We start from the raw sequence: 14,294 nt of genomic DNA on the forward strand, positions 1-14,294 counted from the left end.
TCCCGAAGCCGGGATTCCGGTCGTGAACTGCGCTTTTGCCGCCTTGATCGGCTACACCACTCGGTGGGACACCATCCACCCGCGGGGATGGTCCCTTCTACGCCGTCGATACCGACGGCAAATTCAACTGCTCCCGCACCCGCGGGGATGGTCCCTACGCGATCGGCCTGGACATCAGCCCGGCCGGCTGCTCCCCGCACCCGCGGGGATGGTCCTCGGAAGGCAGCCCGCTACCGTAGAAGTCCCCCCTGCTCCCCGCACCCGCGGGGATGGTCCCAACGTTGCGAGGCTCGCCGAGAATGGTGCCTCCTGCTCCCCGGACCCGCGGGGATGGTCCCGCGCCGGCCAGGGTAGGCGACTGAATGTACAGCTGCTCCCCGCACCCGCGGGTCATGTCCCGCCGAGTGGTGTAGCCGATCTTGCCTCAGAGCTTCACAGGTGCGCAGCTGCCGGGAGACCGGACGGCGCGCCTGAAGCCCCCAGGCTGACGCCTCGTCAGCCCAGACTGGGTTCCCGAAGCCGGGATTCCGGTCGTGAACTGCGCTTTTGCCGCCTTGATCGGCTACACCACTCGGTGGGACACCATCCACCCGCGGGGATGGTCCCCGGAGATCCGCCTCACCGCCGGTGTCCTCTCCCTGCTCCCCGCACCCGCGGGGATGGTCCCTGGTCATCGATTCGCCAATCCATATTGGCGCCCTGCTCCCCGCACCCGCGGGGATGGTCCCAACGCGGCGCGCTCCACCGACGACGGCAGCGTCTGCTCCCCGCACCCGCGGGGATGGTCCCCAGCTGGCGACGTTCACCGACCGCAACGGCAACTGCTCCCCGCACCCGCGGGGATGGTCCCCCGGCCAAGCAGGCGAAGAGGGCAGCGGCGCCCTGCTCCCCGCACCCGCGGGGATGGACCCCCGGCTCTGCACCTCAGGAAACCTGCCCGTGCATCGGCGATCACCAGCGTGCACCCACAGCCAGCTCGCCCAAAACCCCCGATCGCCGTGGGGTAACGGTCGGTGTCCCCCCAGCGTAATGAACCCCCACCCGTGCTTGGAGACCAGGTGCCCGGGCGGCCTTTGTGAATGTCAGAGTGGCAGATTCCAACGAACCTAATGTCGATCAGGACGCCCTTCGCACAAACCGCCCGCCGCACGATCCTCGTCCACTCGAACGGTGCCTTGGTGGGGGGTGCGGCATAGGCGGCAACTGTGCTCATTGCGGTGCTCCCGAGGGTTTCGGGCCTTACCATGGGACTGCCTCCACTGTCCGCCCAGAAACGGTTCAGGCGCGCGCCGTGGGCCGGTCGCCCTCGTCGCGCGCCTGAACGCGTACTGCATCAATCATTAGTCTTCCCGCCAGCTGCGGTACTCGTGCGGGTTATCGCTGGCGAAGGAGGTTCGATCGCTGAAGGGACTACCGAGGGAGCCGTCAAAGAGTCCGACGAGGAAGTCGCAGAAGCCGCCTTCGAAGAGCGTCCAGGGGTTCTCGCCATGAGGCACCTGGCGCGCGAAGGCGAGGATCTGCCAATCATCCGGACTCTCGTGCTCCCCTACCCAGAACACCACGTCACCGTGGACGCTGGCGGCCAGGGGCAGAAAGTGCTTCGACGTCGGATCCTCCAGGACCTTCGAGATGCCGAGCAGCTCGGCTCCCCTGGGCTCGTATTCCGTAGCGGTCAAGAGGGTTCCGTAGGGCGATCCGTCGACAGGCGGAGTCCTGACGGAGAGGAACTCATCCATTTCGCCTCCGCCATAAGTGAGGACGAAATCACGATAATCCGCCGGGAAGCGCAGCCCCGTTGATACGGCGAGGCCTTCCCAGTCGACGTGATCACCCCCCGCTTCCGGACCAGGCATGAAGGCAGCAATGCGGATGACGGACGGATGTGTCACCTGAGTTCCTCCCAGTGAGGCGCTATCCTTCATCAAGCCCCGGGCATATCCAGCATTATTTCCCGACCGCCCGTCGATGGCGAGCCTAAGGTTCTTCCAGCCAGCTCCGCCGGTGTCCAGCCGTTCGATCGAGGGCGTCAATTCATCCAGTGCCTGTCCCCACCGAGCTATCTCCTCAGTCGTCACACCATGCACCATGCTCAGGCAACGAACAACCGGAGACGGTCGTGTCCCGCCGAGTGGTGTAGCCGATCTTGCCTCAAAGCTTCACAGGTGCGCAGCTGCCGGGAGACCGGACGGCGCCCTCGGACTGAAGCCCACAGGCTGACGCCTTGTCAGCCCAGACTGGGTTCCCGAAGCCGGGATTCCGGTCGTGAACTGCGCTTTTGCCGCCTTGATCGGCTACACCACTCGGTGGGACACCATCACCGGAGACCACGGCACGTGATCTCCGGCTGCAATACAAGGGCGTTACTCGTCGTCGTCCCAAGGATCGATGCCGAGCATATTGAGTCGCACTTCCTCCGCCGTGCTCAGGAACCTCGGAGATTGGACGTCCCAGATCTGCTTCGTACTGACCGGGCGCTCGGCGAACTCGGCGGTGATGGTCCTGGTGAGGAACTGGGTCATGCTGCACCGGTAGAGCATCCAGTGCGGACGACCATGCTTCCAAACCACGACCGGCCAGTCCGCGGGATCCGCCTCGCTGGTCAGCCAGCCGAGTGCGTCAGCCCCGGAAGTCTCCCCCCAGACCAACACCTGTGCGGGTTGCTCGGTCCACGCCCGCCCGGCCTCGTCCTGCCAGCTCCACATCGAGCTGTCCTCGCGGACCTCATCCGCCAGCCGGTCCACGGTGGACACCCCAGGCGGTCCGGGGACACCGCGCGGTGCCATGACCGAGATCGCGTCCTCGAAGCTACCAGCTCCGTAAGCGGCGATGAAGTCGCGGTAGTCGGCCGGGAAGCCGAGACCGTACTCAGCCGAGACCACCGCCCAGTCGATGTCGGCACCGTCCGCGGCCCCCGGGGGCGCCAGCTCTCGCAGACGCTGAATGTCGTTTTCCAACACAACTCCTTGAAGATCGCTTTCCAGGAATCCCATCGAAAGGGACTCAGCGCGACGCGGCCACCTGCTACTTCATGTCCCCGGTCGGGACCGGCAAACCCGTTCTGGTGTCCGTCACGTTCCCCAGGTTGATCCAGTTCTTGTCCTTCTGGCTGTACAGCATGTTCGGGATCACCGCCACATCGTTGATTCCGGGGATCCCGGCCACGTTGACGCCATGCGCTGCCATCACGAAGTAGGCCGGGACGGTCCGACTGCCGACGTAGAGGGGTGTCACCCGGTAGTCGACCAACTGGCCCGAGTTGATCGCGCCCATGACCTTGTTCTCGAATTTAAGCATGTTGTTTGTCATTCCAGGATCAGCGGCAATATTGCGGTTTGCATTACTGGCCCGGGAGCAGGTCGCCAGGTTGGCGGCGGTCTCGCCGTCGCCGCCGAACTGTCCGCCGATCAAGTGGCAGGCATTGATCCACTTTCCCGGCTTGAAGTCCTGGTGCCAGATTGCGGTTTGCCTCGCCCATTGGTATCCGGCCAGGCCGGTTCCCTTCGGATCGGCGTCCGTCCCCTCGTGGGTATCCACATACTCCTTGTCCAGGCACGCTTCGGCACCCGTGGACCTGCCGCCGTTGCTCTCGTCGACCGGGGAGTACTGGATGTCGGTGTCGTAGCCGGTCTGGCACCAACCCCCGTCGTCGTCGAAGGTGCCCGGCGGAATGCTCACCCCGTCCGCCTGCAGCTGTGCCTCGGTGACCGGTGTGTCGTATGGCGTCGGCGCGATCTGCTGCGCGTTCTGTGTCGGATCGGCCGAGGGTGAGTTGCTGTTCGCTCCCCTGGTTGCGGTTCCGCTTGCTGCATCGTGGGCGTGCCCAGGGGCGATCGTTGCGAGGTTGACGACTTTGTGGACGACGGTCTTGACCGCCGAGGTGACGTCACAGCTGTTGAACGAGAAGAAACTCGCCAGGGCGCTGCCCACCGCGGCGAGGCCTGCGGCGATCTCACCCGCACCGGTCACCATCGCACCGACCACGGCCACGGCCAGCACCGCGGATGCGGTGTACTCGATCGCGGTGTCCCAGTCGAAGCCCGACTGGGGCGACGGGGCGCCGACTGTCGTGGGCACCGGAGCGGGCGCCGGGGCGGGATCCCAGGTCGGCGTGGGCACCGGTGCCGGGTTCGTCACGGGTGCCGCCGGCGGGTCGTAGTAGCGGGAGCCACCCGGACCCTTGGGCCCCCTGGGACCCTCGGGCCCCTTCGGGGGCGGGAAGATCGGCGGGATCGGGACACAGGGGCTGTTGCCGCTCGGGTCGGCGTTAGTGAGGGGGTTGTCGTCTCCGTAGGCGTAGAGGTTGCCGTTGGCGGCGGTTGTCGGGTTGAGGGGCGCGGCGTCCTGGCTGGTGAAGTCGGCGTTGGACGGGTCGTACCAGCGGCTTGCGGTGTTCACCTGACCGTTGGTCGGGTCGGTCCAGCCGTCCTGGTAGCCCAGGTCGTGGCCGGTGCCGCTGCTGCCGGTCGGTGCGCCCCACGGGTCGTAGGCGGCCGAGCCGACCAGCGTGGTACCGGTGCTCGTGAAGCTGCCGACGAGGTCGCCGTGGACGTCCGTCAGGGCCAGTGCGGCGCTGCCGCCGGAGCCGACGCCGACCAGGCTGCCGCTCGGGGTCCGGGTGTAGCTCTCGGTGCCGTCGGAGACCGGGTTGTCGGTGGCGTCGTCGTAGCTGAAAGTGTGTCCGCCCGTGCCGGCGAGCCGACCCAGGGCGTCGTAGCTGTAGCTCTGGCTGCCCTGGCTGGCCAGTTCGCCATATGCGTCGTAGCCGGACGTCGTGGTCGCCGAACCGGTGGTCGCCGAGGCACGGGTGCCGCGGGCGCTGTAGGTGTAGCTGGAGCCGCCGGCGGTGGTGAGCTCGTTGCGCTCGTTGTAGGTGGCTGTGTTCTTCCCGTTGGAGGTGAGGTTGCCGTCGGAGTCGTAGGCGTAGGTGCTGGTGCCGCCGGTGTTGGTCCAGCTGCTGAGGCGGCCCGCCTGGTCGTAGGTGTAGCTGTTGGAGGGTGATCCGGCCAGGCCCGTGTTGCTCTCGCTGGTGATGTGGCCCGCGGGGTCGTAGCTGTAGGTGAGCGAGGCCTCGGTACCGGTGGTCGTGCTGAGCTGATCGCTGGTCAGGTGGTTCTGGCCGTCGTAGTTGAAGGTCTGGTTGGTTCCGTTGCCGTAGCCGACGGACTGGACCGATCCCGACGGGTAGTACGCGTAATTGAGGGTGCTGCCGGTCAACGGATCCGCCAGCGTCTTCAACTCACTGGCACTGTCGTAGGTGTAGACGGTAGTGCCGGTGGAGTCGGTGCGGGTGGCGAGCTTGCCGTCCTGGTTGTAGGTGTAGCTCGCGTTGCCCAGCGGTCCGGTGGAGGACCACAGGGCGCCCCGGTCCTCGTAACTGTAGGTCTCCGTGCCGCTCGGCGCGGACACCGACGTGAGCCGGCCGTCCAGGTCGTACCCGAGGGTGCGGGTCGGCGTGGTCGCCTCGGCGCCAGTACCGGTCTGGCCGGTCAGGTGCCCCTCGGGGTCGTACGTGTCGGTCTGCGTGACGCCGCCGGGCTGGCTCACGGTGACGGCTTGGCTGTTGGCGTTGTACGTGGTGGTGTAGGTGCGGTCGGCCAGGTTCGGGAAGGCGGCCGTGGCGGGTTCGATGGTCGACTCGGGCAGGCCGAGGCTGTTGTAGGTGGTGTAGGTGTCGTGGCCGTTGCCGTCGTGGTAGTCGGTTCGGTGTCCGTCCGCGTCGTAGCCGAAGATGGTGGTGATGTTGTGGGTGGCGTCGACCGGCTGGACCTGCTGGGTCAGTTGGTTGTCCGCGTCGTACCCAGCGGTCGTGGTGTTGTGATCGGCGTCCGTCGTCGCGATGGCGTTGCCATCGGCGTCGTACTGGGTGGTCGTGGTGGACACCGTGTTGCCGTTCACGTCCAGGTTGGCCGTGCTGATCGCGTGTCCGGCCTTGTCGTACCCGGTCATCTGCGAACGGCCCGTCCCGCCCGGGGTGTCGGCGGGCTGGGTCGTCTTGACCAGCTCGCCAGCCAGGTCGTACCCGTAGGTGCTGGTGGCGCCCAGCGGGTTGGTGAGGCTGGTCTGCTCGCCCGCCGCGTCGTAGCTCGCGGTGGTCTTCTCACCGTTGGGTGTGAAGGAGCTGGTGCGGTTCCCGGCGTCGTCGTATCCGAAGCTGCCGGTGTAGATCACGGGGTTGGAGGTGCCGGTGTGGCTGGTCTGCCGCACCTGCTGGCTCAGCGTGATCTGCTGCCCGAGGTCGTCGTAGGTGGAGTAGGTGAGCGCACCGGTCGGATCGGTGACGGAGAGCTTCTCACCGTCGAGGTCGTAGCTGTACAGCCACTTCGGCGTGACCCCGTTCACCGCCGGCAGGTCGGTCTCGACCACGTTGCCGAGTTGGTCGTAGGTGCTGGTGGTGACGTTGCCCTTGGGGTCGGTGACCCGGATCGGGCGGCCCATCGCGTCGTAGTCGGTCTGGGTGACCGCGGTGAAGGTGGTGGTCCCGTCCGGGCTCGTGTAGCTGTTGCTGGCGACGGACAGGTGGGCGCCGGCCGAGTCGATGGTGTGGGTGTCGGTGGTGATGTTGCCCAGCGGGTCCTTCGTCGAGGTGGTCTCGCCGTAGGTGTCGTAGCCGGTGCGGGTCTCGGCGCTGGCGGCCGGGAGGGTGACGGGCTGGCCGGTGGTGGTGTTGAAGGTGGTGGTGGCCGTCGGCGGTGCGTCCGTGATGGCGAGCTGGCCGGCCGGGTCGTAGAAGTAGCTGGTGGTGTAGTTCGCCGGAGTCGCCCCGCTCACGTTGCCGTTCGGGCTGACCGTGGTCAGCGGCAGGCCGCGCTGGTCGTAGGTGTGTGTGGTGACCGAGTTCTGCGGGCTGTTGACCACGGTCTCCGACAGCACGTCGCCCGCGGTGTCGTAGGTGTCGTCGGTCTCGCGCGTGCTGGTGCCGTCGGTGAGCTTGCTGGTGAGCACGTCACCTGCGGCGTCGTAGGTCTGCGTGGTGATCCGGTTCAGCCCGCCCGGGTCGACAGTGGTGCCGCTGGCGCGGCCGGCCTGGTCGTAGGTGTTGATGACGGTGGTCTTGCCGCCGCCGGTGACTCGCTGGGTGAGGTTGCCGGCGGCGTCGTAGGTGTTCTGCTGGAGGACGACGTTGCGGGTGGTGCCGTCGAAGGCCTGGGTGGTGGGGTTGAAGTTGTGGAAGCCGTCCAGGTCGACTTCGGCGACGGTGTTGTCGTCGTTGTAGTAGGTGTGGGTGGTGCGACCCATCGCGTCGGTGTCGGTGGCCAGGCGGCCGGCCGGGTCGTAGGCGCGAGAGTCGATCACCTGCGAGCGTGACGAGACGGGGTTGTCCGGGTTGCCGGTGTAGTTGGCGATCGCGGTCTGCTGGAGCTCACCGTTGGGCGCGTAGGTGTACTGATCGACGGTGCCGGCAGGGTCGGTTTCGGTGATCTTGTGGCCGTAGGCGTCGTAGGTGTAGCTGGTGGTGTGGCCGACCGGGTCGGTGGTGCTGGCCAGTAGATCGTTGGTGGTGTTGTAGGCCCAGGTGGTGGTGCGGGGCTTGTCGCCCCCGGTGGTGTCGGCGACGGTCTGGCTGACCTTGTCACCGTCGGCGTCGTAGCTGGTGGTGGTCTGGGCGGTATGGATGGTGCCGGTGACGGCGTCGGTGGTGGCCGGGTCGGTTTCGGTGACCTGGTTGCCCTGGCCGTCGTAGGCATAGGTGGTGGTTGCGGTGGTAGCGGTCTGTCCCTGGCCGCAGTTGGTGCAGTTCTCCGTCTCGGAGGTCTCGCGGCCGAGGTTGTCGTAGGTGTAGGTGGTGGTCAGACCCAGTGGGCTCACCGTCTGGGTGAGGTTGCCCTGGGCGTCGTACCGGTAGCTGGTGGTTTGGTTCGTCGGCACGGCAGAGGCCTGCGCATAGGCGTTCGCGTCAACGGTGTTGCTGTCTGCAGCGGGCAGGCCGGCCGGCTCGGTGCCGCTGTTGGTTGCCGCCTCAGTACCCGCGGTGAACGTGGTGTAGCTGGTGCGGCCCTTCGGGAAGTCCGAGGTGGCCGGCGTGGTGGTGGCGGTCAGCTGACCTGCGCTGTTGTACGTGTACTTCGTGGTGTACGTGGTGTCGGTGGGTCCGGAGGAGCGGGCGTCGCTGGATGTCAGCTTGGTGTCGTTGAGGATGTCGAGCGGGTTGGTGGTGTCGAGGTAGTAGGTGGCGTAGCTGGTGTGGCAGCTGCTGGGGTTTTGGCAGGTGGTGGTGGAGACGGTGTTGCCGCGGGCGTCGTGGCCGGTGGTGACGGTGTGGCCGTCGGGGTCGGTGACGGTGTAGAGGTAGCCGTTGGTGTCGTAGCTGTAGCGGGTGGTGTCGCCGTTGGCGTCGGTGTAGGCGATCGGCTTGGCGGTGTGGGTGTCGTACTGGTAGGTGAGGGTGTGGTTGCCGGGGTCGGTGACGGTTGCGGTGGTGACCGGGATCGCGCCGGAGCTGCCGCTCATCGCGCCGTAGTGGGTGCTGACAGTGGTCGCGCTGAGGCGGGTGTTGTAGTAGGAGGCTTCGGCGATGGAGCCGTTGAAGTAGCCGGAGCCGGCGTTGGGCCAGCCGTCGTCGTTGCCGACACCGAGGTAGACGTACGGGGTGCCGTTGTAGACGATCGGGTAGGCGTTGGTGTTGCTCGCGGTCTGGGCGCCGTCCAGGTACATGGTCTGGCCGGTGTTGTCGCCGGTGAGGACGACCTGGTGCCACTTGCCGTCGGTCACGGTGGTGGCGGAGGTCATCGCGTCCCCGCTCCAGCCCATCCAGAACTCGCCGTGGAGCTTGCCGTCCGTGCCGACGTACAGCGCCGGGTTGTAGTCGTTGACGCCACTGGTGTGCGAACCGCCTGCAGGGAAGTCCTGGTAGGCGTAGAGCACACCGGCGGCCGTGGTGGTCTTGAACCACAGCTCGATGCTGGCCGGCCCCGCGTTGGTCGGGGCGTCGCTGGAGGGCAGTTGGAGGCCGGAGTTGGTGCCGTTGAAGGTGGCGGCGGTCTCCGAGGGGTCGCCGGAGGGGCCGGCGGTGCCGAGGGTGGTGCTGGTGTAGGTGCCGGCGGTCGGGTCGGGCAGCGCGGTACCCAACTCGTCGGCGGCGTAGGCGGATCCGGTCGGGTCGTCGAGTCGCCAGTAGCCGCTGGGGGTGTCCTGGACGACCTGGGCGCGGAACGCGCTGGCCGCGTCCAGGCCGTCACCGGCGTTGGCGGTGGTGGCGGCCTGGTACTGGCCGGCGATCGCAGTGGCAGTCAGGGGGTAGGGGTAGAGGGCGAAGTCGGCGAGGGTGCCGTTGAAGTGACCGCTGGTGTCGCTGGGCGGTGACGCCCAGGTGCCCTGAGTGTTGCCGGCGCCGAGGTAGGCGTAGCCGTTGCCGTTGTAGGTGTCGGTGATGGTGATGGGGCTGCCGGTGGGCTGGCCGTCGAGGTAGAGCTGCTGGGTGCTGCCGGTGACGGTCAGGGCGGCGTAGTGCCAGTTGCCGTCGTTGACCGTGGTGGCGGAGACGGTGCCGTTGGAGGTGGCGGTGGTGGCGCCGTGGAGCTTGCCGTCGGTGCCGACGTACAGGGCCGGGTTCCACAGGTCGCTCACGCCGGGCTGGCCGGAGCTGGTCTGACCGAGCGGGAAGTTCTGGTAGCTGTAGAGCACGCCGGGGGCGGTGGTCTTGAACCAGAGTCCGACGGTGGTGTTGCTGTTGGCCTGCGGGATCGCGGCGGCGGGCAGTTGGATGTAGGAGCTGGTGCCGTTGAAGGAGGTGGCGGTGGCGCTGCCGGAGGCCCAGGGGCCGCTCTGGCCGGTGGTGGTGTTGCTCTCGGTGCCGCGGTTCTGCGCGAGTGCGGCAGAGGAAAGGAGTTCGGTGGCCTGGTTGCCGCTCGCGTCGTCCAGGCGCCAGTAGCCGGTCGGGTGGGCGGAGATGATGGCCGCGTCGTAGGCGGACGGCTGGCCGTTGATCACGCCCTGGGCCGCGGTCTGGCTGGTGGCCTGGCTGTAGAGGGAGCTGACCGTGGTGGCGGAGACGCCGTGCGGGAAGAAGGCGGCGTTCGCGATCTGCCCGTTGAAGTGCCCGAACGGCGTGGCGGCGGTGTTGGTCCAACCGTTGGCGTCACCTGCACCCAGGTACAGGTACTGGGTGCCGTTGGCGCCGATCATGCCGGTGAGCGGCCCGGCGGTCTTCTGGCCGTCCAGGTAGAGCGTCTGGGAGTTGAGGGAGTCAGCCGAGAGGACGGCGAAGTGCCACTTGCCGTCGGTCACCGTCGAGGCACTGGCCATCGGGTTGACGGAGCCGTCCCAGAGCTCGCCGTACAGCTTGCCGTCCGTGCCCACGTACAGGGTCGGGTTCCACGCGGCCGTGCCCGGTGCCTGCGGGGCGTCCAGCGGGGTGCTCTGGAAACCCACCAGCGTGCCCGCAGTGGTGGTCTTGAACCAGAGCGCGATCCCGGCGTTTCCCTGGGTGGGAATCATGGTGGCCGGCAGCTGCACGGAGGAGGTGGCACCGTCGAAGGTGGCCGCACCGGCCGAGCCGGTCATCGGACCGGCCGCACCCAGAGTCACGTTGGAATAGGTGCCGTTGTTCGGCGTCGGGCGAGGCGTGTAGATCTCGTTGGCGGCCTGGGTGCCCGCCGTGTCCGACAGTCGCCAGTACGCGGCCGGGTTCGAGCCCATCACCTGGCCGCGGTACTCCTGCGAGGAGCCCGAGACGGACGGCGCGTTGATCTTCCAGGTGCCACCGTTGGCATCGGTGACCTGAGTGGCCCGGTCCTTCACCGGGTCGTAGCTGACCTGGAGCTTCGTCTTGCCGCTGGGCAGCGTGAGCCCGGTCAGCTCGGTCGAGGCCTGCGTACCGGCCTGCCACAGCGATGTGACGGCCGGCGCGCCCAGAGTGCGGTTGTAGAACGCGACATCGGAGATCGAGCCGTTGAAGTAGCTGGCGTGCCCGGTGTTGTCACCCGTGTTGTAGAACGGCTCGTCCGGCCACCAACCACCGATGAACCCGCCGCCCACGTTCTCCGCGTGCTGCCCACCGGCCAGGACCGCACCGTTCAGGCTGCCCTGCGCCACGCCGTCCAGGTAGAGGGTCTGCGAAGCACCGGAGGCGGCGAGCACCGCGAGGTGCCACTTGCCGTCGTTCACCGCGTTGGTCGAGGTGATCGGGGTTGCGGCGCTGCCCTGGTAGAACTCGCCGTGCAGCTTGCCAGAGGTGCCCACGTACAGGGCCGGGGTGTAGTTGTGCCCCGTCGTGGCCGCCGGGAAGGTGTCGGTCTGGTAGCTGTACAGCACACCGGAGCCGGTGGTCTTGAACCACAGGCTGAGCGAGACGTACGACGACATGTCCTGCTTGGCCGTCGGCAGTGTCACGACGCCTGAGCTGCCGTCGAACGTGGCTGCGGTGGCCGTGGGGACGGTCGACGGTCCGGCCGTGCCCAGGGTCACGCCGGTGGACGAGTAGTGCGCGGTGTCGTTGCCCTCGTTGGCGATGATCTCGCTGGACGCGTTCGTCCCCGAGGAATCGCCCAGCCGCCAGTAGGAGGCCGGGCTCGCGTCCAGGGTCGCCGAGCGCAGGTGCGAGCCGGCGGTGTACGAGTACGAAGTGCACGCCGGGGCGGTGTTGCCGCCCGTCGGCGGCGCGCACACCTGATCGAGCTCGTCCGGGTTGTTGGCGTTGTAGCTGTAGGTCCAGGTCAGCGCACTGCTCGGGTTGGAGCCGGTGACCGGGTCGGTGGCCACGGTCGCCACGTGCCGGCCGTTCGACGTCCAGGTGAAGTGCAGCGCACGGCCCGAGACCGCATCGGTCACAGTGGCCAGTTGACCGTTGGTGTAAGTCAGGTTTTGCGCGTGCCCGGAGGCGTCCTGCGCCGATGTCAGCAGATAGGCCCCACCGGCCTGGGTGGTGAACTGGTACTGGCTGCCGTCCTTAAGCAGCAGCGAGAAGCCGCCCGAGACAGCGGTCAGCGTCTCGTACTCACCAGGTGCCGGCGTGTACTGCGTCGTGCTGTTGGGGGCAAGTCCCAGCCGCTCGGTCCGCCCGTTGGCGTAGGTGAGCACCACGGCACCGGTGCCGTCGTTGTCCGGCGTCACCCGCATGTCGAACGCCGACGTCCAGCCCGCCCCGAAGAGCGTGTTCGTCCGCGGATCGAGCGAGTTGTAGGAACGCTGCACAGCAAGCGCGGGGCCGACGGCCTTCACCGAGGCGTCCGTTGCCGTGGTGGTGTAGTTGCCGACCTGCGGATCGAAGTCGTGGCCCTGGCCGTCATCGGCCGCACCACCTAGGTGCGAGGTGATCGGGGGCTGCTGCACCTGCGTCGAGAAAGAGCTGTAGGACGACCAGGGGCTGCCCGTGACGCCGTCCCCGATCTCGACGTTCCACAGGTAGCTGCCGTTCCACGCCAGGTTGCCCGCGGGTACCGCCCAGGTCGCACTGGACTGCCAACCGGAGTCCGCGATCACCTGCGGAGAACCTGAGGTGCTCGAGTAAACCCGGAAGTCGTACGACAGACCTGTGCCCGGGTAGTTGTCCGGATCATGCCCCGTCGCCGACAGCTGCGGCGTCAGCGTGCCCAGCACCGAGTTGCTCAGCGGCGTCATCGCATCGACCTGCGGCGCGATGTTCACGCCCGACACCCAGGTGCAGTCGTTGTACTTGACGCCGTAGGAGTCGTGCAGGGAGACCGTGCCGTTGACGTAGCCGTCCCAGCACATCTGGTAGTTCTGTCCGGGGCGTATAGCGGGGATCGTTGCGGTGAACGTGGTTGACTGACCAGTCTCCACCGTGCCGGGAACCGGCGTCATAGGGGCGTTGCCGGCCGGCCACTCCTCATTCCAGTTCGCATCGAAGAAGCGTGGCAGCACCTTCATGCTGGCCGGGCTCCACCAGTTCGCCGCCAGGTTCGTCAGCGTGATCTGCTGGGAGCCGGCCGATATCGCTGTGGGCGCGACGTAGCTGTTTGCCGTCGTGTAGCCCGCTGCCCAGTCGGCGTAGGTGATCTGCAGGTACGGGGGGTAGCTGGTGTTGACGCTGTCGAAGATCTTCCACGCCGTGTTGTCCGTGGAAGGGGCGGTCAGGGCGAGGCCGTAGTTGGCGCCGCCGTGCGCCCAGCTGTTCACCAACTGAGATCCGGGGTCAGTCTGACTGTCTCCGATGTCGATGTTCTCGTACTGGACACCGCCGCAGGTATCGCCAAGCGAGATGGTGTTGACCCCGAGCTGCTGGCCGATCGTCAGGCCGGGATAAGTGTTAATGGTTGAGGGGTTCCAGGCGTTGTTGATCTGGCTGACGTACAGGGGGTGGCTACCGCAGTCGTAGGAGTGCTGGGCGCCGAGGAAGAGTTTCACCCCCTCCACGAAGTCGTTCTGCAGCGAGGACGACACAGCGGGGAAGTACAGGTAGCTGTTGGCGACGTTGGTGCCACCGTCGTAGGTGCCGACACGCAGATCGGTGAGGCTGGAGTTGTTACCGGTGAAGCCGCTCTCCACCCAGGTCGTCTGGCCGGCGTTCACGTTGCCGGTGCTGGTGGGGTCGACCTTGACCGGGAATACGCGCTTGGGGTCGTGCAACCAGGTGGAGTCGAGGGTCATCTGCAGGGCCGGCGAGCCGTTAACGGTTGTCAGCTGGTAGGTGACGTTGTTCGAGATGGCGCCCAGGCCGGAGTGCGGGTCGGTCGCCGAGTCCTCCATGACGCCGCGCGGCATGGTCACCCGGACAGCGCCAGTCGAGTCCTTGAACTCGACATTGCCACTGGCGTCCAGGTCGGCGGTCAGCCCGGTCAGGTGCAAGGGGAAGACCCAGGTGGCCGGAGCGTTGACGTCGTGAAGGACAAGAGTCTCCTTAACGCCCGTGGCCAGGCCGTTGTAGACCACATCGGTCGACGGCGCGGCGGACGCGTAGGTGAGCGTTTCGCCTTGAGCGGTGCCCTTGACCGGCGCGGCACCCTGCAGCCCGTAGGAGAACTGGTGGCCCGCGTCGGCCTGCCAGGTGACCAGCGCCGGGTCATCGGCCTGTGCGGAGAACGAGACGGCCTGGCTGTTGGCCTTCTCAGCCCAACGGCCATCGGAGCCGGTGGCGAAGTTCGTGTCGATGTCGGCCCACGTGCCGTCCGGCTTCTTGAAGTGCACCGGACGCGGATAGACACGCGTCGTCTTCGTACCGTCCGCGTTGTCGAACGTCGACGTCGACGCAGTGCGCGCCCCGGTGTCCTCATGCCCGACAGTGGCCGGCCCCGGGATCCCGGTCTGAGAGTGCGGTTCGCGCCGTGATGCCCGATTCGCGATGAGGTCTGGGTGAGGTGCCCTGCTCAGTGGGGTGGGCCGGCGCTCAAGGGCGAGGC

At 67.2% G+C, this 14,294-nt stretch carries 3 protein-coding genes; all 3 read right to left on the minus strand.

Annotated elements, in window-relative coordinates; translation table 11 throughout:
- Window positions 1–1,340: 1,340 nt before the first annotated feature.
- Entirely contained in the window at window positions 1,341–2,075 is a 735-nt protein-coding gene (locus ACZ38L_RS35925; RefSeq protein WP_465701623.1) for an SMI1/KNR4 family protein, read from the minus strand.
- Between the two features lie 285 nt (window positions 2,076–2,360).
- Window positions 2,361–2,954 (minus strand): SMI1/KNR4 family protein, encoded by a 594-nt coding sequence (locus tag ACZ38L_RS35930; protein ID WP_465701625.1) that lies wholly within the window; start codon window positions 2,952–2,954, stop codon window positions 2,361–2,363.
- 67 nt (window positions 2,955–3,021) lie between these two features.
- The gene (locus ACZ38L_RS35935) at window positions 3,022–14,082 is read right to left on the minus strand and encodes a LamG-like jellyroll fold domain-containing protein (protein WP_465701627.1); all 11,061 of its coding nucleotides are present in this window, start codon (window positions 14,080–14,082) and stop codon (window positions 3,022–3,024) included.
- Window positions 14,083–14,294 lie beyond the last annotated feature (212 nt).

The organism is Kitasatospora sp. NPDC024654 (genome assembly GCF_055559155.1).